A 24,327-nucleotide genomic window follows, 5' to 3' on the forward strand; every position below is an offset into this window, starting at 1 on the left:
ATGCGGATAAGCGGATAGGCGGAGAGGCGGAGACGCGGATAGGCGGAGAGGCGGAGAGGCGGAGAGGCGGAGAGGCGGAGAGGCGAAGAGGCGGAGAAGCCAAGAGGCGAATTTAGTGCCAACTCTCATGCGCTTGCCGTAGCCGGGCGACGTCAAGCGCCGCCCAGCCCCGCGCATTCAATGACGTTCAGCGGCGCGCCGCCGCCGCGGCGCGCTCGTTCGCTCCGGCGCGCGATTCGTCGCCGGCGCTGGCTTCGCGCTCGGCGCTCATGTCGCGCGCGCCCCAGCGCTGCGCGAGTGCCGCGCACACCATGAGCTGGATCTGGTGGAACAGCATCAGCGGCAACACGACCGCGCCCACGGCGTTCGAAGCGAAGATCACCTTCGCCATCGGCACGCCGGCCGCCAGGCTCTTTTTCGAGCCGCAGAAGATGATGGTGATCTGGTCGGCGCGCGAGAAGCCGAGCTTCTTGCTCGTGAATATCGTGATGCCGAGCGCGAGCGCGAGCAGCACGGCGTTCACGACGAGCAGACCGCCGAGTGCGCTGAGGGGAATGTGATGCCAGAGTCCTTCGTTGACGGCCTCGGAAAACGCGCCGAACACCACGAGCAGGATCGAGCCCTGATCGACGAACTTGAGCACGCCCTTGTTGCGCTCGATCCAGCGGCCGATCACCGGGCGCAGGAGCTGGCCGGCCACGAACGGCACGAGCAGTTGCAGCACGATGTTCCACACGGTGTGCCAGGCCGAGCCGGCGGCCGCGCTCTGGTTCGTGACTACGAGGCTCACGAGCGCGGGCGTGATGAAGATGCCGAGCAGGCTGGACGCCGAGGCGCTGCAGACGGCGGCCGGCACGTTGCCGCGCGCGATCGAGGTGAAGGCGATGGACGACTGCACCGTTGAGGGCAGCGTGCAGAGAAACAGCACGCCCGCGTAGAGCGCCGGGGTGACGAGCGGCGAGAGCACGGGCTTGAGCACGAGGCCGAGCACCGGAAAGAGGATGAAGGTGCTCGCGAGCACGACGATGTGCAGCCGCCAGTGCGTCGCGCCGGCGATGATCGCTTCGCGCGAGAGCTTGGCGCCGTGCAGGAAGAACAGCAGGCCGACGGCTACGTTGGTGAGCCAGTTGAAACCAGTGGCGGCCTGGCCGTGCACCGGGAACAGACTCGCAAGAATCACCGTGCCGACGAGGCAGAGGGTGAAGTTATCGGGCAGGAATTTCGGACGTGCCATCGGACATTCTCAAGTGCGCGCTGCGGCGCCTGGCTGCGCGCGGGTCGCTGTGCGTGCAACGGGTCATCGGGGCCTCCATTGTCGGCGCAAGCCGATTGAAAAAGCAAATTCATTTGAAGCATTGATTAATGAATGCAGCGCATGCATCGTCGGCATCGATGCACCGTTTGCGCCGCAGTCCTCATTAGTGGCGCGAGGCGTGTTCCCGCCAGCCAAAAGTCTTCAGGACTCCCCCATTCTTCATACGTACAGACACGTGCCGACGCATCAGGCAGGTCCGCCGGAGCACCATGCTCCGTGGCTTGCAGGACGGCCTTTTCCGGCCGGGCGCAACCCCGCACCGGACCCAAAAAACCGTGCAGTAACATGGTGTTACAACCCTTCAGGAGGCATAACATCTTTTGGCTCGACACCCATTCGGAGCACCCATAAATTACCGTCGTAGGGATGCTCGAACCGTTGTGCCGGCAATCGTTACGCGCCGCGCGGCCTGCGTCCCGGGACTGGCCCGCCATGGCCCGAGTGGCGGGTCGCGGCGGATCGTCGGGCAGGTGAATCGTCACAATGGACGCAGGGTTGTCAAAACTGGGACGGTGGGTCTTGGGGGCCGGATTGGCGGCCTTCGTCGTGTTCGCCCATGCGCAGCCCGCATTTTCAGGGCACGGCGGCGGCGGGGGCTTCGCTCGCCCAGCCGCCATGCATTCGATGCCCGCGTCGCGAGGTGGCATGCCCGGCATGTCGTGGGGCGGCGGCTACCGCAGCGCGGTGTACGGCACCCAGGGTGAACCCGGTCTCGCGAGCGGTCATGCGCCTTCGCCTGTGCGCGTGGCCGACCAGGGCGGCCGGCGCGAGCGTGGCGGCGGCCGTGCGTCGAACCCGTGGCAAGGGCAGGTCCAGCAGGCTCCGCACCACGATTACGGCGGCGGCTACGGCACGCCTTACGGCGGTTATGGCGGCGGCTATCGCGGCAATCCGATCACGCCGGTCAGCGCGGAAACACATCAGGTGCCGCATCCGCCGGCCGACTCGCCAGTGCGCGCCGGCTCGATTCGCGAAGACGTCGCCCGCTACAACGAGGAACGCGGCGCGTTCCGGCCTTTCCCGCGCAATGGCGGCGAGGTTCCGCGTCCGCCAATGCCTTCGCCTTACCGCAACTAGCAAGCGCCGCGCGCCTTGATTCGCGCTCGCGCGCTTGAGCCGCTCATCCACTGGGCTTGCCTCAAAACGTTTCGCCTTTACGCCTCCCGGCTCGCCAGCCAGCCGATCCCGATCCTTCGCTGCAGCGATCGCTGCGCACCACGCATTCGTTTTGCCATCTGCCGTTTCCCGCCTCCCCACTTCGTCGGTTTGACCCGTTCGACTTGTTTGACCCGCTTTGGGCGCCCGCGCGTTAGCGCCGCAGATCCGTCTCCAGGGCAAGTCAGCCCCATCCATGCGCCGATAAATCAAAAAACTGACGCGCGGATACCACACATCTCAAAAAATCTCTCGGCATCCAGAGCCCTTTCGTCATCAAATCTCGCCTTCGTTACGGCGGCCCGTTAATCGCAGCACGCGGCGTGCGTCAACCGCCCGCTGGGCGCGGCCCAGCGAGCGGTGGAACACTCTCGCGCAGCGCAGCGCAAGCCCGCCTGCGCAGGGGCGAGACGGCGTTCTTCGGGGGCAATCTAATGCGTCCGATATACCGGCGATAACAATTGATATTTTTGACCGCAAAAATGGTCCGCAAAGATGGATCCGCCCAGAACGGCCACGCCTGCGAACGACGAAAAAAAGCAAAGCCTTGCGCGCGCGCCACAGCCGCCAGACCCCCTTTTTTGACAAAGACAGGAGAACCTATGAATACAACGGTCAGCCGCGTGCTGCGAACCACCCTGAAGGCGAGCGCGCTCGCCGCTGTCCTTGGCGCCGCGTCGTCTGCGGCGTTCGCGCAGTCGAGCGTGCAGCTTTACGGTCAGGTCGACGAATGGGTCGGCGTGACGAGATTTCCGGGCAGCCAGACGGCCTGGAACGTCGGCGGCGGGGGCATGTCGACGTCGTACTGGGGCATGAAGGGTTCTGAGGATCTGGGCGGCGGCTACAAGGCGATCTTCACGCTGGAGAGCTTCTTTCGCGCGCAGAACGGCCAGTACGGCCGCTTCGAGGGCGATACGTTCTTCGCGCGCAATGCGTATGTCGGCCTCGAATCGCCTTACGGCACGCTCACGGCCGGCCGCCTGACGACACAGCTGTTCGTCTCGACGATTCTCTTCAACCCGTTCGGCGATTCGTACACCTTCTCGCCGATGATCTACCACGTGTACCTCGGGCTCTCGACGTTCCCGACCTACACGACCGACCAGGGCGTGGTGGGCGACTCGGGCTGGAACAACGCGATCCAGTACTCGACGCCGAATTTCAACGGCCTCTCAGGCTCGGCCATGTACGCGTTCGGCAATCAGGCGGGCGAGAACGGCTCGAAGAAGTGGAGCGTGCAGGGCCTGTACTTCCACGGCCCGTTCGCGGCGACGGCCGTCTACCAGTACGTGAACTTCAACAACACGCCGGGCGACCTCGGCAGCATCGTGAGCGGCGACGCGGTCATCGTCGGCCTGAAGAGCCAGGGCGTCGCCCAGGTCGGCCTTTCGTACGACCTCAAGTACGTGAAGTTCTTCGGTCAATACATGTACACGGCGAACTGGCAGCAGATGGGCAGCTGGCACGTGAACACGGCGCAGGGCGGCGTGACGGTGCCGGCCGGACCCGGCACCGTCATGGCTTCGTACGCCTACTCGCGCAACGGCGGTGGCCTGAACCAGACGCGCCAGACGGCGGCCGTCGGCTATGACTACCCGCTCTCGAAGCGTACCGACGTGTACGCCGCCTACATGTACGACCACTTCGACAACACGTCGAGCGGCATGACCTACGGCGTGGGCCTGCGCGCGAAGTTCTGATCCGCGCTGCCGAGGCGCCATCGTCGGTGTGCGGCGACGGGCGTTCGAGCGGAAAACCCCGCGCTGCGTGCAGCGCGGGGTTTTTGTTTATCGGGATGCCCGGTTGCTGCGCGTTTGCACACCAGCATTTGATAAAGCGCGCACAATGCTGCCGATTGATTCCTGCTCATTTACGTTCGAATTGAAGGTCGCACGATGGATACCCTCCTCAGCATGAAAGTGTTTCGCCAGGTGGTCGAGGAGGGCAGCTTCGTTGCGGCGGCTGAGCGCATGAACTTGTCCGCCGCGATGGCGAGCAAGCACGTGATGCATCTCGAGCAGCAACTCGGCGCGCGTCTCTTGAACCGCACCACGCGCCGCGTCGCGCCCACCGAGGCGGGGCGCGAGTATTACGAGCGCGTGGCTCAGGCGCTCACTGAACTCGACGAGGCCGGTCAGGCCGTGGGCGCGGCGAGCGTCGTGCCGCAGGGGCGGCTGCGCGTGTCGTCGCTGACGGCGTTCGGGCTGCGTCACGTGATGGGCGCGGTCGCCGACTATGCCGCGGGCTTTCCGCAGGTGACCGTCGACATCACGCTCTCCGACCGCGTGGTCGAGTTGATCGACGAGGGCTTCGACGTGGCGATCCGCGCGGCGCCTTCGGGGCTCAAGTCGTCCTCGCTGATCGCTCGGCCGCTGGCGACCGCGCACATCGTGCTGTGCGCCTCGCCCGATTACCTGCGCCGCCATGGCATGCCGAAGAACGTGGCCGATCTGGCCCGGCATCGTTTCGTGCAGTACGCGGGGGCATCGGCGCAGGAACTCGCGCCGTTCGCGGAAGGCAGCGGGGCCGCGGGCGTGAAGCCGAAGCTGGGCGGCAACCTCGTCGTCAATCACCTGGAGGCGCTGCGCGTAGTGGTCCTGCAAGGCGGCGGCCTCTCGATGCTCGGCACCGAGGTGGTCGGCGACGACCTGGCCGATGGCCGCCTCGTGCCGCTGCTCGTCGACGCGCTGCCGCCGCGCGAATTGCCGATCTACGCGGTGTACGCGAGCCGTCGACACCTCTCGGCGAAGGTGCGCTCGTTCGTCGACTTCCTCGCCGAGCGTTTCTCGCAACGCGATCTCTGGCCCGGGGTCGATGCGATCCGCGCGGCGGCGCAGAAGGCCGAAGCCGCGTTGCGGGGCGTGTCGCCTCGCGCGCCGGCATAAGCTCTCACGTCAGACGCGCACCAGGACGTACGCTGCGCGGCTCAGCGGCTCAGCGGCTCAGCGGCTCAGCGGCACAACGGCACAACGGCTCAGCGGCACAACGGCACAACGGCACAACGGCACAACGGCACAACGGCACAACGGCACAACGGCACAACGGCTCAATGCCCCACGCCGAGCCGCGCCTTCGTTTCGTCGTACTCGCGCTTCAGGCGGGCGACGAGCTCGGCCACGGATGGCACGTCGTCCATCAGCCCCACGCCCTGGCCCGCGCCCCACACGTCCTTCCATGCCTTCGCCTTCGAGGTTCCCGCGCCGAAGTCCATCTTCGTCTTGTCCGACTCGGGCAGCGCGTCCGGATCGAGACCGCAGTTCACGATGCTCTCGCGGATGTAGTTGCCGTGCACGCCCGTGAAAAGGTTCGTGTAGACGATGTCGGCAGCCTTCGCTTCGAGGATGGCGTGCTTGTACGTGTCCACTGCGTGTGCCTCGCGCGTGGCGATGAAGCGCGTGCCCATATACGCGAGATCCGCGCCCATGGCCTGGGCGGCGAGGATCGCGCCGCCGTTTGCGATTGCGCCCGAGAGCACGATCGGGCCGTCGAAGATGCGCCGCACTTCGCCCACGAGCGCGAACGGCGAGGTCGTGCCGGCGTGGCCGCCCGCGCCGGCGGCCACGAGAATCAGCCCGTCCACGCCGGCTTCGAGCGCCTTCCCCGCATGGCGCAGGTTGATGACGTCGTGCAGCACGATGCCGCCATAGCTGTGCACGGCGTCGAGCAGCTCTCGCGGCGGCGCGCGCAGGCTCGTGATGAAGATCGGCACCTCGTGCTCGACGCACACGCGTACGTCGTGCTCGAGCCGCACATTCGACTGATGCACGATCTGGTTCACGGCGAGCGGCCCGACGATGGCCTCGGGGTTCGCGGCCTTGTGCGCGGCAAGCTCCGCCTTGATCTGCGCGAGCCATTCGCCGAGCAGCTCGGCGGGGCGGGCGTTGAGCGCCGGAAACGAGCCGACGATGCCCGCCTTGCATTGCGCGAGCACGAGTTCCGGGTAACTGACGATGAACATCGGCGAGCCCACGACGGGCAGCGAGAGGTTTTGCAGGACGGCGGGCAATGCCATTGTCGGAGGTCTCCTTGCGGCGCACGGTTTGATGGCCGGGCTTGCGGATGTGAGCGCTGCGCCGGTCGTGAGCCGGTGCGATCTGTATTGATCTGGCTCAGCCGAGGCGGGACTCGCGGCGCAAATCGCGGCGCATTCCGATCGCTCAAACGGTCGTTCGATTATAGGCTTGGGGCCGGTCACGCAACGGTCGGCCGGCATTCGAGGGAGTGTTCGGTTTCTACCATTACGCGTCCAAAACCACGGCTTCGAGTCGCGCTCGCCTCATACAATGGCCGCAGACCAACAAACACAAGAGGCTCCTCCCATGCCCTTCGATGGATTCCAGCCTTTCACCGTTCGCACCGAGAGCGGCGTCGACATCAGCGGCGTGAAGGGCGGCGACGGACCGCCGCTGCTGCTGTTGCACGGCCATCCGCAGACCCACATGATCTGGCATCGCTGCGCGGCTGCGCTTGCGCAGCACTTCACCGTCATCGCGACCGATCTGCGCGGCTATGGCGGCTCCTCGAAGCCGGCAAGCGACGCCACCCACGCCGCCTATTCGAAGCGCGCGATGGCCACCGATCAGGTCGAGGTCATGCGCCACTTCGGCCATGAGCGGTTCCTCGTGTGCGCGCACGATCGCGGCGCGCGCGTCGCGCACCGCATGGCGCTGGACCATGCGGGCGCCGTCGAGCGGCTGATGCTGCTCGACATCGCGCCCACGCTCGCCATGTACGAGCAGACCGACCGTGAGTTCGCCACGCTCTACTTCCACTGGTTCTTCCTGATCCAGCCCGAGCCGCTGCCGGAGACGCTCATCGAGGCGAACCCCGACGTCTACATCGAGCGCGTGATGGGCAGCCGCCACGCGGGCCTCGCGCCCTTTTCGCCGAAGGCGCTCGGCGCGTACCGCGCGGCGCTGCGCCAGCCGGGCGCGGTGCACGCCATGTGCGAGGACTACCGCGCCTCGGCCACGATCGACCTCGAGCACGACCGCGCCGACCTCGAACGCGGCAACAAGGTGGCGTGCCCGTTGCGCGTGCTGTGGGGCGAGGAGGGCGTGATCGAGCGCTGCTTCGACCCGCTCGCGGAGTGGCGCAAGGTGGCGCGCGACGTGAGCGGACGCGCGCTGCCCTGCGGCCATTACATCCCCGAGGAGGCGAGCGAGGCGCTCGTCGCGGAGATGCTGGCGTTCTTCGAAACCATCGAGCGCTGATCGATCGCATCGGCGGCTCGTGCATCGCCGGGGCCGCTGCCGGCGGGCGATTCGGAGGCTTGCATGTGGCGCTTGCAGTCAACGGCCGCTTCAGCCGAGCGCATCAGCCGGACCGCATCAGCTGAGCGCATCAGCCGGACCGCATCAGCCGAGCGCTTCAGCCGACCGCTTCAGCCGGACCGGTTCAGCCGAGCGCTTCAGCCGACCGCTTCAGCCAAGCGCATCAGCCAAGCGCATCAGCCGAGCGCTTCAGCCGACCGCTTCAGCCGACCGCTTCAGCCGACCGCTTCAGCCGACCGCTTCAGCGGAACGCATCAGCCGAGCGCATCAGCCGAGCGGCGGCAGGCGGCGTGGCACTGGCGTCGATTTGACGATGGCCGTGCTGGTTTCGGCGCGCTCGGTGACTTTCGCGAGTATCTCGTCGAGCTGGTCAATGGAATGCAGATAAAGGCGGGCGATGAAGCAGTCGTCGCCGGTGACCTTGTCGCACTCGACGAACTCGGGAATGCGGCGCAGCACCTCTTCGACCAGATGCAGCTGGCCCGGCAGCGGCTTCACGCGCACGATGGCCTGCAACGTATAGCCGAGCGCGCGCGGATCGATCTGCACCGTATAGCCGCCGATCACGCCTTGCGCCTCGAGCCGGCGCAGCCGCTCGGACGTGCTGGGCGCCGAAAGCCCGATGTGCTTCGCGAGTTCGGCGACGCTTGCGCGCGCGTCTTCGGCGAGCGCCGCGAGCAGCATGCGGTCGATCTCGTCGAGCGCGGCCGCAGAGGGGGGCGTGTTGGGGCGTCGGTTCATGACTTCGCGGGTGCTCCGGCTGGTTGGCCTTCCGATCGAAGGCGAGATTCGCAATTCACCTAAGTTTAGCCATGTATTCCTCGCCACGTAGCCGATAAACTGGCTTGGCCCATGCGAGGGGCCGTGCCCTCGCCCGTCAGAACGAGGATGCAAGCGCTCATGTCTTCCACCACTCCCGAAATTCGCCGCGGCGCGGCTGAGATGATCGTCGCCATGCTGATGTCGGGCACCATCGGCTGGCTCGTGGTCGCCTCGCAGCAGGCCGCGATCAACGTTGCATTCCTGCGCTGCGTGCTCGGCGGCGCGACGCTCACGCTCGTCTGCGCCGTGCTCGGCCTCTTGCGGCGTTCCCTGCTGCCGCCGCGCACGCTCGCGCTCGCCGTGCTGGGCGGGGCGGCCATCGTCGCCAACTGGGTGTTGCTGTTCGCCGCCTATTCGCGCGCCTCGATCTCAATGGCCACCGCCGTTTACAACACGCAGCCGTTCATGCTGGTCGGTCTTGGCGCGCTGATCCTGCGCGAGCGCGTGAGCGCCTCGACCGTCGCGTGGCTCGCCGTGGCCTTCGTCGGCCTCGTTTGCGTGGTGGAGGTGCAGCCCGCCGTGCTCGCGGTGCCCGGCGAGTACCTGCAAGGCGTGGCCTGCGCGGCGGGCGCGGCCTTCCTCTATGCCGTCTCGTCGATCATCACGCGCCACCTCAAGGGCACGCCGCCGCATCTGCTTGCGCTCGTGCAGCTCGCCTTCGGCGCGCTCGCGCTCGCGCCGTTCATCCGCTATGGCACCTTGCCCGCCACGCCGCTGCACTGGGCGCAGCTCGTCACGCTCGGCATCGTGCACACGGGCATCATGTACGTGCTGCTCTACGGCGCGATCCAGAAGCTGCCCACGGCGATGACCGGCGCGCTTTCATTCATCTATCCCGTGGTGGCGATCCTCGTGGACTGGTTCGCGTTCGGCCAGCGCCTCGCGTGGATCCAGGTGGCGGGCGCGGCGCTCATCCTGCTGGCGGCGGCAGGCGTGAACCTCGGCTGGCGGATCGTCCCGCAGCGCGGGACGGCCAGGCCGGTTTGATGCGTGGCTGGCGTTCGGCGCGGCACGAGATCCTGCGCGAGTTTTTGACGCGCTCCCGGATGGGGGGCGCGCGGGGCTGGCCGCATAATGTCGCGGTTCGAACCATTTGATCCCGCGTGAACCCGCGGCGACGCCCGCATGACGACCCCGCGCCCCACGAACGACGAAGCCGAACTTGCGCGCGCCAAGCGCCGCGCGCTGCTCTTGCTGCTTGCCGCGGCGCTCGTGTTCATCGGCACGGCGCTTTCTCCGCCTGGCGTCGTGATCGACGGCGTGAAGGCGGTGAGCGAAGCCGCGATGGTGGGCGCGCTCGCCGACTGGTTCGCGGTCGTCGCGCTGTTTCGTCGCGTGCCGATTCCATTCGTTTCGGCGCGCACGGGCGTCATTCCGCGCAACAAGGACCGCATCGCCGACGAACTCGCCACCTTCGTGCGCGACAAGTTTCTCGACGTGGGTTCGCTCGTCGGGCTGATCCGCAGCCACGATCCGGTCGAGCGGCTTTCTACGTGGCTCACCGCGCCGCGCAACGCGCAGCGTCTCGGCGATTACGCCGTGCGCATGATGTCGGGCCTGCTCGGGCTGACCGACGACGCGCGCATCCAGGCTTTTATCCGCGACGGCCTGCATGCGGCGCTCGCGCGCGTCGATCTGTCGAAGTCGGTGGGCGCGATTCTCGAGACGCTCACGAAAGACGGCCGCCATCAGGAACTGCTCGACCAGATGCTGGACCAACTCCAGGCGCTGCTGCGAGAGGAGGGCACGCGCGCGTTCGTGGCCTCCCGCATCGTGGACTGGCTCAAGGGCGAGTACCCGACGACCGAGAAGTTCCTGCCTTCGGAGTGGATTGGCGAGAGCGGTGCGCGCGTCCTGGAGAGCGCCGTGAACCGCCTTCTGCTGCAGGTGAGCGAGGATCGCGAGCACCATCTGCGCCGCAAGTTCGACGAAGTCGTGGAAAAGCTGATCGTGCAGCTCAAGGGCGATCCGGCCTTCCTGCGCAAGGGCGAGGAGCTGAAGGCGAGCCTGCGCGAAGGCAGCGCGCTCAACGACTACACGCGTGCGCTCTGGAACAGCCTGCGTGCGTGGCTGCGCGACGATCTGGAGCGCGAGGATTCGGCGCTGCATGCGAAGGTGGCCGCGACGGGCCGCTGGCTCGGCGAAACGCTCGCCGCCGACGCCGATCTGCGCGCCTCGCTCAACGGCCACCTGGAAGACGCCGCACGCGCCATGGCGCCGGATTTTGCGCGCTACCTCACGCACCATATCCGCGACACCGTAAAGAACTGGGACACGCGCGAGACCGCGCGCCTCATCGAGCTGAAGATAGGCAAGGATTTGCAGGAGATTCGCGTGAACGGCACGGTGATTGGCGGCGCGATCGGGCTTGGGCTTTACTTGTGCTCGCATCTGTTCGAGCTCGTGCGTCTGAAGCTCGGGTACTGAATGTGCAACACTGTGTATTTGATTTGCACTCCAGACAAATTTCGCTTGATAAAGCGTGGCGTGCGTGGCATGTGTGGCGTGTGTGCCTGAGGCGCCGCGCCTGCAACCGTTGGTCATCTGTAGGGAAATCACCGATGCGTCGCGCTTTCTGGCGCGAGTATCATGCCTTTACAGTTTGATCACGTCAGAGCAGATTGCAACGCTCGTCCGAAAACGGACGAGCGTTTTTTTTTCGTGCGATGTTTGCGTGTGGTTCGGCTGCCAGGACGGCTCACCGCCGGCTGCGCGGCTACACGGCTGCCGCCGGCGCCTCGAGCCGCTCGCCATTCACGACGAGTGCGCCGCTCTTCTCCAGTTCGCCGGCCAGTTCCCGCAGGAGCGCGGGCCATGCGGCGGGTGGGGCGAGCTGCTGCGCGGCGGCGCGCATCGCCGCCGCGCTTTCGAGCATCGCCACGAGGGCCCCGAACGTCATCGCCCGCACGTCCAGCAGCTTGAAGACGATCAGCACCTTCAGCGCGTTCTTCGCGTTGCGCGCGGGGTCGGCGCGCAGCCAGGCGAGGCGCGAGAACGCGCGCTCGAGCGCCGCTTCCACATTCGCAAACGGCTTGCCGTGGCCTGGAATCACCGCGCGCACGTCGAGCTTCGCGATGGCCTCGAGCACCGCTTGCTGTTCCGCGAAGCCGCTTTCGCCGTCGAGCTCGGGAAAAATGACGCCAAAGCCGTTCTCCCAGAGCGCATCGGCGCTGATGAGGAGACGCGGCTCGGCCGCGTAGAGCATCACGGAGTCGGGGTCGTGCCCCGGTGCGCCGATCACCTCCCACTCGAAGCCGCCTAGCGCCAGGCGCTCGCCCGCTGCGAGCGTGCCCGTGAAGCCGAAGCGTTCGCAGGTCTGGCCGGTGGCGAGAAAGCTCAGTCGCGCTTCGTCCCAGTCGCGCACGACTGGCGCGCTCGCGGCAGGAATCAGCGTGGCGCAGGGCCAATGCGCCTGGAGCCGCGCATTGCCGCCGCAGTGGTCCGAATGCAGGTGCGTATTCACGATCACGTCGAGCCCGCGTGCGCCGAGCGCGTGGCGCACGAGCGCGAGCGTCTGTTCGGCGTGCGTGGCGTAGCCGGTGTCGACGAGCGCGGTGCGCGCCTCGTCGACGAGCAGTACGTTGTTCGACGAAAGCCAGCCGCGCTCGAATACGCGGATCGATTCGGGCAGTGCGTGCGCCGCGCTCATTCGTTCACGCGCTGGGGTTTCGGCATGACGAGGATCGTCGCGCGGCCCACCACGAGCGTCTCGCCTTTCTGGTTGACGGCAACCCCGGCGAGCTTCACGAGATCGCCATTCAGGCTCGGCTTCCACCAGGCTTCCTCGACGCGCCATTCGAAGGTCAGCGTGTCGTGCGCGTGTGCGGCGCGCTTGAGCTTGATGTCGAACTCGAGCCCCAGCGGCTGCGCGTATTGCGAGTAATGGGTCGCGAGCAGCGCCATGAAGTGCGCGGTGGGCTGCGTGCCGGAAGCGATCAGGCCGCCGAAGCGGCTTTGCGCCGCATGGGCTTCGTCGTGGTGCAGCGGGTTCAGGTCGTTCACGAGCAGTGCGAACGATTTCACCGATTCGGGCGTGAGCGCGAGCGTCGAGCTGAACGTCTCGCCGATCTTCACGACGCGGGCGGGCGCGTTCATCGTTTTTCTCCTTGCAGCCGGTCTTGCGATTCGAAGCGCTGCGCGAGCCACTGCGCGTGCCGCACTTCGATCGCGTCCCACACGGCGCGCTTCGCCGCGTCGTCGAACGTGGACCAGGACGCGATTTCGTCGATCGTGCGCAGGCACCCTTCGCACAGGCCGCTGCGTTCGTGCATGCGGCACACGTTGATGCACGGCGAGGGCGGCGACGTGGATGCGGTCATGCTCATGCGTGAGTTCGCGCGTCGCGCAGCGCGACGTCCACCACGGGCGCGCCGGTCAGCGCGGCCAGCTCCTGCGGCGAGAGGTTGAACACCGCATGGGGATGGCCTGCTGCAGCCCACAGGCTTTCCAGCTCGAACAGATCGGCGTCGATCAGCGTGACGGGCGCCGTGGCATGGCCGATCGGGCAGACGCCGCCAATCGCGTAGCCGGTCTTCTCGCGCACGAACTTCGCGTCGGCGCGGCCGATCTCGCCCACGTGCGCGGCCACTTTCTTTTCGTCGACGCGGTTCGCGCCGCTCGCGATCACGAGCACGGGTGCGTCGTCTTCGCGGCGGCGAAACAAGATCGACTTGGCGATTTGCGCGACTTCGCAGCCGAGGCCCGCTGCCGCTTCGGCCGAGGTCTTGCCGGTTTCGGGCAGCATCACGACCGCCTTGGCATGGCCGCGCTCGCGCAGCAGCAGGGCGACGCGCCGCGCGGAATCGGGCAGGGCATCGAGGTTGTCGGACTGGGAGGCGAGGGTTTCCGTCATGGGTTGCTTTCCTTCGTACTGCGATTCAATAATTCACGTCTCATGCGTGATGCGTCATGTGTCATGCGCAGGCGGCTTCGCTGCGAGCCTTCGCGAGCAGCGCCTTGCCGGCGCGCGAAACGTTCGGGCGGCCGATCGCGTTCGAGATGAAGTCGCCCGCCGCGACGACCTGGTTCAGGTCGATGCCGGTGTGAATGCCGAGGCCATTCATGAGGTACAGCACGTCTTCGGTCGCGACGTTGCCCGTGGCGCCCTTCGCATACGGGCAGCCGCCGAGGCCCGCGACCGAGGCGTGGAAAATGGCGATGCCTTCTTCGAGCGCCGCGTAGATGTTGGCGAGCGCCTGGCCGTAGGTGTCGTGGAAGTGGCCCGAGAGGCGCTCGCGCGGGAACACCTTCGTCACCGCTTCGAACACTTCGTGCACGCGCTTCGCGGTGCCCACGCCGATGGTGTCGGCGATGTCGATCTCGTCGCAGCCGAGCGCGGCGAAGCGCTCCACCACGTCGACGACCGACTCGACGCTCACTTCGCCCTGATACGGACAGCCGAGCGAGCACGACACGCTGCCGCGAATGCGCAGGCCGTGCTCTTTCGCGGCCTGTGCGACGGGCACGAAGCGCTCGATGCTTTCCGCGATCGAACAGTTGATGTTCTTCTGCGAGAACGCCTCGCTCGCCGCGCCGAAGATCACGATCTCGTCCGCGCGCGCGGCGAGTGCGCCTTCGAAACCGCGCCGGTTGGGCGTGAGCACCGAGTAGATCGCGCCTGCGCGGCGCTCGATGCCGGCCATCACCTCGGCGCCGTCGGCCATCTGCGGGACCCATTTGGGCGAGACGAACGAGGCGGCCTCGATGTTCGGAAAGCCCGCCGCCGAAAGCCGGTTGATCAGATCGATCTTCGTCGCGGTGGGGACGAATTCCTTCTCGTTCTGCAGGCCGTCGCGCGGGCCGACTTCGACGATTTTCACTGCGCTGGGTAATGCCATGTCTGTCTCCGATGTGTATTGCGGTATGGCTGTATTGCGCGCCGCGCAATCGAATTCGATTCGCCGTTGCGCGGGCTTCGCCACGAGTAGCTTCGGTATGCTTAGTAACCGCGTCCGATATGCACGACGCCGCTCACGGTCTCGCCGCGCGCGAGCGCGCCGATCTTGTCGGCGACCTGCGAGATCGCTTCGTCGCGCAGCGTGAGCGCCGAGCTGTGCGGCGTGATCGTGATGCGCGGCTCGCGCCAGAACGGGTGATCGGGCGGCAGCGGCTCCTCGCGGAACACGTCCAGCGTCGCCGCCGCGAGTGTGTCGTTCGCGAGCGCGTCGAGCAGATCCTGTTCGACCAGATGCGTGCCGCGCGCCACGTTCACGAGATACGCGCCGCGCGGCAGCTTGCCGAAGGTGCGCGCGTTCAGCACGCTTTCGGTGTCGGGCGTGGCGGGCAGCAGGTTCACGAGCATTTTCGTGCCGTCGAGGAACGCGTCGAACTGCGCGCCGTGCAGCTCGCCCGAAAACGTCTCGATGCCCGCGAGCGTCTTCGCGCTGCGCGAGAAGCCGCGCACCGGCACGCCGAGCGCAGCCACCGCGTGCGCCACCTGCGCGCCCAGCACGCCGAGCCCGAGCACACCCACGGTGAAGGTCTCGCACGGGTGCGGCGCGAGCACGTGCCATTCGCGGCGCGCCTGCGCGAGTGCGTATTCGTCGAAGCGGCGCAGGTAGCGCAGCACGGCGTGCTGCACGTATTCGCTCATCTGCGGGGCCATGCCCGAGTCTTCGAGCCGCACGAGCATGGCGTTGCCGGGCAGCGTGCCGGGCCGCTCGCGTTCGTGGGCAAGGATCGCGTCGACGCCCGCGCCCAGGTTGAAGATCGCGCGCAGGCCCGGCACGCCGAAGAGTTCGCGCGGCGGGTGCCAGACGACCGCATAGTCGGCGGGGGCGGTGTCGCCGGGCTGCCGCTCGCGCAGCTCGGCCTCGGGCAGCGCTCGCGCGAGGCCGTGCAGCCACGCGGAAGCATCGGCCTGCGGAAACCAGAAGACGATTTTCATGGCGCTCATCACTTTGCGAAGAGGCGGCCGATGTCGGCGAACGCCTTGAATTCGAGCGCGTTGCCGCACGGGTCGAGGAAGAACATCGTGGCCTGCTCGCCAACCTGGCCCTTGAAGCGGATGTGCGGCTCGATCACGAACGACGTGCCGGCGGCCGTCAGGCGCTCGGCGAGCGCGTGCCATTCGTCCATCGAAAGCACGACGCCGAAGTGGCGCACCGGCACGTCGTCGCCGTCCACGGCGTTGACCGCGCGGTGGCCCGCTTCCTCGGGCGCGAGATGCGCGACGAGTTGATGGCCGAAGAAGTCGAAGTCGACCCACTCGGGCGAGCTGCGCCCTTCGGGGCAGCCAAGCAGGCCGCCATAGAACGCGCGAGCGTTGTCGAGACTCGTGACGGGAAAGGCTAGATGAAACGGCTGCAGCGGACGCTGGTTGATGCTCGTGGCCTGCGACATGGGGATTCCTGTGGCTGGAGAACCTGGGTGCACTGGCGCCATTCTACTTTTTCAGGCCCAGGCCCGCCGGGCGATTCGTGCAATTCGCGGCGCGGCGGTTTCCGGCGTGCGTTGCCCGGCGGATGCCGAAAAGCAAAGCAAAAAATATTGGTTCGGCGCTCGCGCCTCGCGGGCCACAATCGATCCACGCCGTGTTCCAGCGAGGAAAAAATCATGCTTTCGTGCGCGCAATCGCGTTGGCCGCCCCGCCTCGTCACCGTGCCCGGCCTGCACGGCAGCGACGGCGCCCACTGGCAGAGCTGGCTCGAACGCCAGTTCGCGCGCTCGCTGCGCGCCGAACAGGACGACTGGGACGCGCCCGACCTCGCCGTCTGGGGCGCGGCGCTCGCGCGGCGCCTCGCCGGCGAGCGCGGGCCGTTCCTGCTGGCCGCGCACAGCTTCGGTTGCCTCGTTGCGGCGCACGCGCTGCAAACGGGCGTGCTCGACGCCGATGTCGCGGGCGTGCTGTTCGTCGCGCCCGCGAGCCCCGAGAAGTTCCGCTTTGCCGGCGCGTTCGAGGCGAGGCCTCTTGCGGTGCCGTCGATCCTGATCGGCAGCGAAACCGATCCGTGGATGCCGCTCGACGGCGCACACGCGCTCGCCCGGCAACTGGGCAGCGCATTCGTGAATCTCGGCGACGCGGGTCACATCAACACGGCGGCAGGCTTCGGTCCGTGGCCACGTGCGAAGTTTTTCGTCGATACGCTCGTGCACGGCGCCGCGCCATCGCGGTTGCGCGACGAGGCCTTCGACCGGAGTGGACCGGCATTCGCATGAGCCGGGCGCGCGATGCGCGCGCCGAGGCCCTTCCTCTCGCGTTCAGTGCTTGAGCACGTCGCGCAACAGCCGCGCGGTATGCAAGGCGATCATCGCCTCCTCGTCGGTGGGGATCGCGAACACCGGCACCCGGCTTTCGCGCGCGCTCACGCGCTCCTTGCCTTCGGCGCTGCCCGCCTCGTTGGCCTGTGCGTCGAGCGCCACGCCAAAGAGCGGCGCGAGCCGCTCGCACACCTGCGCACGGATCGGCGCGGCGTGCTCGCCGATGCCACCCGTGAACACGAGAGCGTCGAGCCCGCCCAGCCCCACCGCGAGCTTGCCCACTTCCTGCGCGATGCGATACGTGTAGAAGTCGATCGCGAGCTTCGCCTGGTCGCTGCCGCTCGCCAGCAGCTCGCGCATGTCGCTGCTCACGCCCGAGAGGCCCTTGAGGCCCGATTCGTGATAGAGCAGCGTCTCGATCGCGTGATAGTCCATGCCGCGCGCCATCATCCACAGCACGGCGCCCGCATCGAGCGCGCCGCAGCGCGTGCCCATCGGCAGGCCGTCGAGTGCGGTGAGGCCCATGGTCGTCTCGACGCTCTTGCCGTCCTTCATCGCGCACAGGCTCGCGCCGTTGCCCAGATGCGCGACGATGACGCGTCCGCTCGCGATCTCCGGCGCGACGAGGTGCAGGTGCTTGGCGATGTACTCGTACGAGAGGCCATGAAAGCCGTAGCGGCGGATGCCCTCGCCGTAATAGCTGTAGGGCAGCGCGAAAAGCTGCGCCATGATGCCGTTGCTCGCGTGGAACGCGGTGTCGAAGCACGCCACCTGGGGCAGTTCGGGCGCAGCCTCGCGCACCGCGCGGATGGCCGCGAGATTGTGCGGCTGATGCAAGGGTGCCAACGGCGTGAGCGCGTCGAGCGCCTCGATCACTTCGTCGTCGATGAGCACGGCATCGGAGTAGCGCGAACCGCCGTGCACCACGCGATGGCCGATCGCCGAGGGCGGCGTGTCGCGCAGGCCCACGGCGAGCACGAGGCGCAGCAGGCGAAACGCGGCGTCGTGGTCGGCGACCTGGGCGACGGGAAACTTCTCGTCGACGATCAGGCGACCGTCGGCCATGTGCGCGACCACGCGCGGCGCGACGCCGATGCCCTCGATCTGTCCGCCCGCGCCGTGCAGCGCACGCGCGCCGCCGTCCACGTGATCGTCTTCGATTACTCGGTACACCGAACATTTGATGCTCGACGAACCCGCATTGACGACGAGCACGACATGGCCTTCTTCGGCCGTCTGGGCATGGGCCTGATTCACCGGGCTCACAGGATCTCCGTTGTTTTGCGCGCGCGCCGCGCATGCGCGAGAAGCACGGCGATCGCGCAACTGCCGATGCGCGATCGCACGCTGTCGGCGCGGCTCGTGAGGATGATCGGCACGCGTGCGCCGAGGACGATGCCGGCCGCTTCCGCGCCGGCGAGGAACGTGAGCTGCTTGGCGAGCATGTTGCCCGCTTCGAGGTCGGGCACGAGCAGGATGTCGGGGTCGCCCGCCACGGCCGAGGTGATGCCCTTGATGCGCGCGGCTTCGGCGCTGATCGCGTTGTCGAAGGCGAGTGGCCCGTCGAGCAGGCCGCCCGTGATCTGGCCGCGCTCGGCCATCTTGCAGAGCGCGGCGGCGTCGATGGTGGAGGGCATCTTCTCGGAAACCGTTTCCACGGCGGCGAGGATCGCGACCTTCGGCGTGCCGTTGCCGAGCGCGTGCACGAGCTCGATGGCGTTGCGCACGATATCGGCTTTGTCGGCGAGCTTGGGGAAGATATTGACGGCCGCGTCGGTGATGAAGAGCGGCTTGTGGTACGAGGGCACGTCCATGGCGAACACGTGCGAAAGACGCCGCTCGGTGCGCAGACCGCTCGTGCCGAGCGCAACTTCGTGCAGCAGTTCGTCGCTGTGGAGGCTGCCTTTCATGAGCAGCTCGGCTTCGCCCTGGCGCACGGCGAGCACCGCGCGCTCGGCGGCCGCGTGGCTATGCGGGGCGTCGATGATCGTGATGCCGTCGAGCCGCAGGTCGGCTTCCTCGGCCACGGCGCGGATCTTCGCCTCGGGGCCGACGAGGATCGGCACGATGAGGCCGAGATTCGCGGCGTCGAGCGCGCCCGTGAGCGACGACACGTCGCAGGGATGCGCCACGGCAGTGGGAACGGGCGCGAGGCCGCTGCAACGGGATAGCAGAACCGAATACTTGTCAGGCGAAGTCATGGCTTTCTCTCCGATGCAGAACGGTCGACCAGAGTTGGCGCTTCGGCTGGCGGCCGCAGCGAGTGCCTCAAGCCACTCTGTGGGCCCCATGCAAAGCTGCTGAACCACCATGGCGCGAAGCTGCGCTCACGGCTCTTGCTGCGGCGCGCAAAGCGGTAACAGTGTAGTCCAGCGCGCGCGAGGCAGGCGCAAAGATGCGCGCGCGGCAGCCGCGGCGTCGCGACCTGGCACGCAAAGGCCCGGCCGGTGCGGTTGTCATGTTCTATTCACGGCGCGGCGCGATCATCGGGGAGGCCCTTGGGGCCGCAGCGCGCCTTGACTTTCCTGAGGCCGCCGCCTAAGTTTTTAGATGCCGCAGTGCAACATGATCTGGCTCTTTTCGTGTCGCGACCGTGAGCGGTTGAGGTGCACGAGTGCATCGAATCCGCTCGCGGGCGCGAGCGTCTGTCTTGCCGGCCCTGTCGCCCGGCGTGCTACCCGAGGGCGCACGCGGGCAGTGGTCTGGCCGCTCGCATGTCCTTTGTCGCTAAGGCGTGCGTTAGCCGCGGCCCGCGCCGGCCTGGCGCATGCTTGCCGCGAGGCGGGTATGCGCTCCCTTAAAGGAGATTCGTCTCGTGGCAGTTTCCCCGTCCTCGCCGCTGTCGTCCCCGTTTTCGTTTCTGCCAACGCTCGCGTCGGGCGCGCATTTCTGGCCCTTTGCGCCTTTCTGGCCCTTCGCGGCTGCGTCCGACGAGGAGCCGTCGCCTCCCTCGCCCTCGCCGGGCATGCCGCTCGCACCGCTCGCACCGCTCACTCAGGCCGCTTCGGCCGTGACCTCGGCGCTGACATCGCGCGTCGGCCAGGCGATCGACTCGGCGCCGCTCGTGCCTACGGCCGCGCAACCGCTCTATGACTACGTCTACGACGCCTGGCAGCGCGGCGTGCTGTTCCTCGACGTGCTGCGCGAGCGCGGCAACCAGACGTATCTGCACGAGCAGGCGGGCATGCCGCCGGTGCTCGCGTTCGACTACGAAGTGATCGTCGATGGCCGCGAACTCGACGATCCATGCAATTACGCACTCCTGCGCATCAAGCCCGAGGCAGGCGCGCCGACCGATCCGCGCATGCGCCCGTTCGTGGTCATCGATCCGCGCGCGGGCCACGGCCCCGGCATTGCGGGGTTCAAGATGGACAGCGAAGTGGGCATCGCGCTGCGCAAGGGCCATCCGTGCTATTTCGTGACCTTCTTCCCCGTGCCCTGCGAAACCCAGACGATCCAGTCTGTCGCACAGGCGGAAGCGGTGTTCGTGCAGCGCGTGCGCGAACTGCATCCCGATGCCGACGGCCTGCCGTTCATCATCGGCAACTGCCAGGGCGGCTGGGCCGCGGCGCTGCTCGCGGCGTCCGCGCCCGCGCTGGTCGGCCCGCTCATGCTGGCGGGCTCGCCGCTTTCTTACTGGGCCGGCGTGCGCGGCAAGAACCCCATGCGCTATTCGGGCGGCATGCTGGGGGGCTCGTGGATGTCGTCGCTCGCCGCGGACCTCGGCGACGGCCGCTTCGACGGCGCGTATCTCGTGCAGAACTTCGAGAACCTCAATCCCGCCAACACATACTGGGGCAAGCTCTACAACCTCTATTCGAGAGTCGATACCGAGCGCGAGCGCTTCCTGGAGTTCGAGCGCTGGTGGGGCGGCCATTTCCAGTTGAATCGCGCGGAGATCGACTGGATCGTGCAGAACCTCTTCGTCGGCAATCACCTCACGCGCAACGAGGTGTACGCGAAGAACGCGCGCGCGCCCGTGGACCTGCGCAACATCCGCACGCCGATCATCGTGCTCGCCTCGTGGGGCGACAACATCACGCCGCCGCAGCAGGCGCTCAACTGGATTCCCGATCTCTACGCGAGCGTCGACGAGATCGTCGCCAACGAGCAGGTGATCGTGTACTGCCTGCACGACAAGGTAGGACACCTTGGCATCTTCGTTTCGGCGAGCGTGGCGAACAAGGAGCACACGGAGCTCTTTTCGGCGCTCGATTTGATCGACGTGCTGCCGCCCGGTCTCTACGAAGCGAAGATCACCGATTCCACGCCGGAAGCGGGGCGCCTCGAAGCGCTTGAGGGCCGCTACGAGATCCGCTTCGAGCTGCGCACCATCGAGGACATCCTCGCGCTCGACGACGGCCGTGACGACGAGCAGCCCTTCGAAGTGGTGCGCCGTCTCGCGGAGAACAACCAGCGCCTCTACGACCTCTTCGTCTCGCCGTTCGTGCGCGCGTCGAGCAATGCGCTCAGCGCGCATCTGCTGCGCGAGTCGCATCCGGCGCGCGTGGAGCGCAGCGTGATGAGCGACGCGAATCCCGCGCTCGGCGTGTTGCCCGCGATCGCCGAGGCGGTGCGCGAGCACCGCAAGCCGGCCGCGCCCGATAATCCGTTCACGCAGCTCGAGAAGCAGGCATCGGCGACCATCGAGGCCTCGTGGGACGCCTATCGCGACGCGCGCGACGCCTGGGTGGAAAGCACGTTCTACAACGTGTACACCGCGCCGTGGGTGCAGGCCTGCGTGGGCGTGGCGCCGAACCAGCCGCTCGAGCCGATTGCGCCGCCGCTCATGGCGCTGCGCAAGGAGCTCGCGCAATACCGGCTGCGCGCCGCGCGTGCGAATCTCGCGAAGGGCACGCTCGTCGATGCGTTCATGCGCATCGCCGCCTACATCGTCGACGAAATGCATGCGGTGCAGTACCGGCCGTTCCAGCGCATGCGCGAACTCGCGCGCGAGTATCTCGGCGATCGTCAGCCGAGCATCGCCGAGCTCAAGGAGGCGGCTCGCCGGCAGGGCGCGATCGTGCAGCTCGATCCGCAGGCCGCGATCGCGGCGCTGCCCGAGATCGTGCCCGACATGAAGACGCGCCGTGCGCTGCTCGCAGCCGTATATCGCATCGCCACCGTATCGGGGCCGCTGGAAGGCGAGCGGCGCGAGCGCTATCGCGATGTGCAGCGCGCGCTGGGTGTCGAGCCGGGCAGCGAGAAGTCGGGGCTGCCGCCGCTCGACGGTGGAGCTTCGTCGGATGGCGCGCCTTCGGAGGGCGGTGCCGGTGCGGGCGGCAGCACAGCGGGCGAGAGCAGCGCGCAGGTGGCCGGCAAGGATGCGGCGCAGGCAACGGCGACTGAAGACACCGCGGCTCCTGCGAACGCGTCTCGTGCCACGGATAGCGTTGCAAGCGAAACCACCGCACCCGCCAGGTCCTTGCGTGCGGCGCGCGCCGGCGTGAAGGCGAAGGCTGCGGAGGCGGCCGAAGCGAAAAAAGCGCCAGCCGCCGCGAAAACGGCGCGCCGCTCGCGCGCGGCGTCCACGCCCACGGCCACGCGCGCTGCGGGCACGACGGCCACGCGCCGCCGCGCGACGCGCAGCGCGGGCGAATAAGGAGCCAGTAAGGACCCAGCAGCGCAAAGCAGCACAGAGCAGCACAGAGCGCGCGGAGGTCCCATCGCGCGCTTTCCTGCATCAAGCATGAACGATGCGCCGCATCCCCGCCGATGCGGCGCATCGCATGAAAGCAGCACGATCCGCAACCGCATCTACGGCCGTGAACGGCCGCCATCATCCGCGAGGTCCGTCATGCATACCCCTCCCGACCGGCCGCTTGCCGGCATGCGCGCGCTCGTGACCGGCGTGGCGAACAACGAATCGATCGCTTACGGCTGCGCCCGCGCGTTCGCCGACCTCGGCGCGCAACTCGCGATCACCTACCTCAACGACAAGGCCAAGCCCTACGTCGAACCGCTCGCCAAAGAGCTGGGCGCGCAACTGCTGCTGCCGTTGAACGTCGAGGAGGATGCGCAGCTCGACGCTGTCTTCGATGCCGTGCGCGAGACGTGGGGCACGCTCGACATCGTGCTGCACTCCATCGCCTACGCGCCGAAGGCCGACCTGCAAGGCGGCCTGCTCGAATCGTCGGCGCAGGGCTTCGGCTATGCGATGGACGTGTCGTGCCACTCGTTCATCCGCATGGCCAGGCGCGCCGTGCCGCTGATGCCGCGCGGCGGCACGCTCTTCGCCATGAGCTACGACGGTGCGAACCGCGTCGTGCCCAACTACAACCTGATGGGCCCGGTGAAGGCGGCGCTCGAAGCGTCGTGCCGCTATCTCGCGTATGAACTCGGGCCGCTCGGCATTCGCGTGCATGCCATCTCGCCCGGACCGCTCAAGACGCGCGCGGCCTCGGGCCTGCCCGATTTCGATCGCATGCTCGCCGACGCCGTCGACCGCGCACCGCTCGGCGAGCTCGTCGACATCATGGACGTGGGCTATGCGACCGCCTATCTCGCCACGCGCTACGCGCGCCGCATGAGCGGCAACACCGTGTATATCGACGGCGGCGCGCACATCATGGCCTGACCATGGTGTGAGAAGCGCGCTTAGCAGGAAAGTCGAAAAGCAAAGCGCGTAACGGTATAAGCGGCGCGCCCCGACTCGCTAGAATCGTGCGTTCGGCTTGCTTACGAAATCATTCAGGCAGGCCATGACGCCTTTGAACGACAGACGGGGACCACCATGGCAGGTTTGGGACGCACGGCGCGCTGGCTCGGCGCGGGCATCATCGCATTGAGCGCGGCGGCGGCGCATGCCGACACGTCGCTGCTCAACGTCTCGTATGACGTGACGCGCGAGTTGTACAAGGACATCAACGCGAGCTTCATCGCGGATTATCAGAAGAAGACCGGCGAGACCGTGTCGATCAGGCAGTCGCACGGCGCGTCGAGCGCGCAGGCGCTTTCGGTGATGCAGGGCTTGCAGGCCGACGTCGTGACCATGAACCAGCCCAACGACATCGACCTGCTCGCGCAGCAGGGGCATCTCGTGCCCGCGAACTGGCGCTCGCGCCTGCCCGACGCGAGCGCGCCCTATACGACGACGATGGTGTTCCTCGTGCGCAAGGGCAATCCGAAGCACATCAAGGACTGGGACGATCTCGCGAAGCCGGGCATGCAGGTCGTGATCGCCAACCCGAAGACTTCAGGCAACGGCCGCTACGCCTACCTCGCGGCGTGGGGCTACCGCAAGCAGCAGGGCGCGAACGACGCGCAGGCGTTCGACTTCGAGCGCGCGCTGCTGAAGAACGTGCCGGTGCTCGACACGGGCGGCCGCGGCGCGACGACCACCTTCACGCAGCGCGGCATCGGCGACGTGCTCGTGACTTTCGAGAACGAAGTGGCGCTCATCGAAACGGGCGTGGGTGCGAAGGACTTCGAAGCCGTTTATCCGTCGGTGAGCCTGCTCGCGGAGCCGCCGGTGACGATCGTCGACAAGGTCGTGGACAAGCGCGGCACGCGCAAGGTGGCGCAGGCGTATCTCGACTATCTGTACTCGAGCGCCGCGCAGGA

22 protein-coding genes are annotated in these 24,327 nt (G+C 67.3%); 10 read left to right on the plus strand and 12 right to left on the minus strand.

Annotated features, from left to right (window positions below):
- Positions 1 to 187: 187 nt before the first annotated feature.
- Positions 188 to 1,234, minus strand: coding sequence for a bile acid:sodium symporter family protein (locus VMJ11_RS27940; RefSeq protein ID WP_325623842.1), 1,047 nt, complete (start codon positions 1,232 to 1,234; stop codon positions 188 to 190).
- A gap of 726 nt (positions 1,235 to 1,960) precedes the next feature.
- Between VMJ11_RS27940 and VMJ11_RS27945 the strand changes: the two genes are divergently transcribed.
- The 3 genes from VMJ11_RS27945 to VMJ11_RS27955 all read left to right on the plus strand — a co-directional run bounded on the left by VMJ11_RS27945 (position 1,961) and on the right by VMJ11_RS27955 (position 5,355).
- The gene (locus VMJ11_RS27945) at positions 1,961 to 2,392 is read left to right on the plus strand and encodes a hypothetical protein (RefSeq protein ID WP_325623844.1); all 432 of its coding nucleotides are present in this window, start codon (positions 1,961 to 1,963) and stop codon (positions 2,390 to 2,392) included.
- 680 nt (positions 2,393 to 3,072) lie between these two features.
- On the plus strand, positions 3,073 to 4,170 hold the full coding sequence (locus VMJ11_RS27950) for a porin (protein ID WP_325623846.1): 1,098 nt from the start codon (positions 3,073 to 3,075) through the stop codon (positions 4,168 to 4,170).
- 195 nt (positions 4,171 to 4,365) lie between these two features.
- The gene (locus VMJ11_RS27955) at positions 4,366 to 5,355 is read left to right on the plus strand and encodes a LysR family transcriptional regulator (protein ID WP_325623848.1); all 990 of its coding nucleotides are present in this window, start codon (positions 4,366 to 4,368) and stop codon (positions 5,353 to 5,355) included.
- A 161-nt stretch (positions 5,356 to 5,516) separates the two neighbouring features.
- Here the strand turns inward: VMJ11_RS27955 and VMJ11_RS27960 are convergent, their stop codons facing one another.
- A complete protein-coding gene (locus VMJ11_RS27960; protein ID WP_325623850.1) occupies positions 5,517 to 6,482 on the minus strand; it encodes a nitronate monooxygenase family protein in 966 nt (321 codons plus the stop codon).
- Between the two features lie 307 nt (positions 6,483 to 6,789).
- Between VMJ11_RS27960 and VMJ11_RS27965 the strand changes: the two genes are divergently transcribed.
- Complete coding sequence (locus tag VMJ11_RS27965; RefSeq protein WP_325623852.1) at positions 6,790 to 7,683, plus strand: alpha/beta hydrolase; 894 nt, start codon at positions 6,790 to 6,792, stop codon at positions 7,681 to 7,683.
- Between the two features lie 327 nt (positions 7,684 to 8,010).
- Here the strand turns inward: VMJ11_RS27965 and VMJ11_RS27970 are convergent, their stop codons facing one another.
- Complete coding sequence (locus VMJ11_RS27970; RefSeq protein ID WP_325623854.1) at positions 8,011 to 8,484, minus strand: Lrp/AsnC family transcriptional regulator; 474 nt, start codon at positions 8,482 to 8,484, stop codon at positions 8,011 to 8,013.
- A 159-nt stretch (positions 8,485 to 8,643) separates the two neighbouring features.
- Here VMJ11_RS27970 and VMJ11_RS27975 point away from each other — a divergent pair, with 159 nt between their 5' ends.
- Both VMJ11_RS27975 and VMJ11_RS27980 read left to right on the plus strand, forming a co-directional pair.
- The gene (locus tag VMJ11_RS27975) at positions 8,644 to 9,552 is read left to right on the plus strand and encodes a DMT family transporter (RefSeq protein WP_325623856.1); all 909 of its coding nucleotides are present in this window, start codon (positions 8,644 to 8,646) and stop codon (positions 9,550 to 9,552) included.
- Positions 9,553 to 9,690: 138 nt separating this feature from the next.
- Entirely contained in the window at positions 9,691 to 10,992 is a 1,302-nt protein-coding gene (locus VMJ11_RS27980; RefSeq protein WP_325623858.1) for a DUF445 domain-containing protein, read from the plus strand.
- A gap of 289 nt (positions 10,993 to 11,281) precedes the next feature.
- Here VMJ11_RS27980 and VMJ11_RS27985 read toward each other — a convergent pair whose 3' ends face one another.
- The 7 genes from VMJ11_RS27985 to VMJ11_RS28015 all read right to left on the minus strand — a co-directional run bounded on the left by VMJ11_RS27985 (position 11,282) and on the right by VMJ11_RS28015 (position 15,906).
- Entirely contained in the window at positions 11,282 to 12,214 is a 933-nt protein-coding gene (locus VMJ11_RS27985) for an MBL fold metallo-hydrolase (protein ID WP_325623860.1), read from the minus strand.
- Positions 12,211 to 12,660 (minus strand): MaoC family dehydratase, encoded by a 450-nt coding sequence (locus VMJ11_RS27990; RefSeq protein WP_325623862.1) that lies wholly within the window; start codon positions 12,658 to 12,660, stop codon positions 12,211 to 12,213. The genes VMJ11_RS27985 and VMJ11_RS27990 overlap by 4 nt, the downstream gene beginning before the upstream one ends.
- Positions 12,657 to 12,890, minus strand: a complete 234-nt coding sequence (locus VMJ11_RS27995; RefSeq protein ID WP_325623864.1) for a DUF1289 domain-containing protein — start codon at positions 12,888 to 12,890, stop codon at positions 12,657 to 12,659. Before VMJ11_RS27995 ends, VMJ11_RS27990 begins: the two co-directional genes overlap by 4 nt.
- A complete protein-coding gene (locus tag VMJ11_RS28000; protein WP_325623866.1) occupies positions 12,887 to 13,417 on the minus strand; it encodes a YbaK/EbsC family protein in 531 nt (176 codons plus the stop codon). The genes VMJ11_RS27995 and VMJ11_RS28000 overlap by 4 nt, the downstream gene beginning before the upstream one ends.
- A gap of 61 nt (positions 13,418 to 13,478) precedes the next feature.
- On the minus strand, positions 13,479 to 14,402 hold the full coding sequence (locus VMJ11_RS28005; protein WP_325623868.1) for a hydroxymethylglutaryl-CoA lyase: 924 nt from the start codon (positions 14,400 to 14,402) through the stop codon (positions 13,479 to 13,481).
- Positions 14,403 to 14,503: 101 nt separating this feature from the next.
- Positions 14,504 to 15,451, minus strand: coding sequence for a glyoxylate/hydroxypyruvate reductase A (locus VMJ11_RS28010; protein ID WP_325623870.1), 948 nt, complete (start codon positions 15,449 to 15,451; stop codon positions 14,504 to 14,506).
- An 8-nt stretch (positions 15,452 to 15,459) separates the two neighbouring features.
- Entirely contained in the window at positions 15,460 to 15,906 is a 447-nt protein-coding gene (locus VMJ11_RS28015) for a VOC family protein (protein WP_325623872.1), read from the minus strand.
- Between the two features lie 213 nt (positions 15,907 to 16,119).
- Here VMJ11_RS28015 and VMJ11_RS28020 point away from each other — a divergent pair, with 213 nt between their 5' ends.
- A complete protein-coding gene (locus VMJ11_RS28020) occupies positions 16,120 to 16,722 on the plus strand; it encodes an alpha/beta hydrolase (RefSeq protein ID WP_325623873.1) in 603 nt (200 codons plus the stop codon).
- 42 nt (positions 16,723 to 16,764) lie between these two features.
- On the opposite strand, the gene VMJ11_RS28025 is transcribed toward VMJ11_RS28020, so the two are convergent.
- Complete coding sequence (locus tag VMJ11_RS28025; protein ID WP_325623875.1) at positions 16,765 to 18,030, minus strand: acetate/propionate family kinase; 1,266 nt, start codon at positions 18,028 to 18,030, stop codon at positions 16,765 to 16,767.
- Positions 18,027 to 18,965: a bifunctional enoyl-CoA hydratase/phosphate acetyltransferase gene (locus VMJ11_RS28030; RefSeq protein ID WP_325623877.1), complete on the minus strand. Its 939-nt coding sequence runs from the start codon at positions 18,963 to 18,965 to the stop codon at positions 18,027 to 18,029. Before VMJ11_RS28030 ends, VMJ11_RS28025 begins: the two co-directional genes overlap by 4 nt.
- Before the next feature lie 614 nt (positions 18,966 to 19,579).
- On the opposite strand from VMJ11_RS28030, the gene VMJ11_RS28035 reads away from it, so the two are divergent.
- From VMJ11_RS28035 to VMJ11_RS28045, 3 genes are all read left to right on the plus strand, one after another.
- Positions 19,580 to 22,366 (plus strand): DUF3141 domain-containing protein, encoded by a 2,787-nt coding sequence (locus VMJ11_RS28035; RefSeq protein ID WP_325623879.1) that lies wholly within the window; start codon positions 19,580 to 19,582, stop codon positions 22,364 to 22,366.
- Positions 22,367 to 22,561: 195 nt separating this feature from the next.
- Complete coding sequence (gene fabI / locus VMJ11_RS28040; protein ID WP_325623881.1) at positions 22,562 to 23,341, plus strand: enoyl-ACP reductase FabI; 780 nt, start codon at positions 22,562 to 22,564, stop codon at positions 23,339 to 23,341.
- A 156-nt stretch (positions 23,342 to 23,497) separates the two neighbouring features.
- Positions 23,498 to 24,327 (plus strand): sulfate ABC transporter substrate-binding protein (locus tag VMJ11_RS28045; RefSeq protein ID WP_325623882.1); only part of this gene is annotated, 830 nt, incomplete at its 3' end.

The sequence above is a fragment of the Paraburkholderia sp. genome (assembly GCF_035501035.1).
GTDB lineage: Bacteria > Pseudomonadota > Gammaproteobacteria > Burkholderiales > Burkholderiaceae > Paraburkholderia.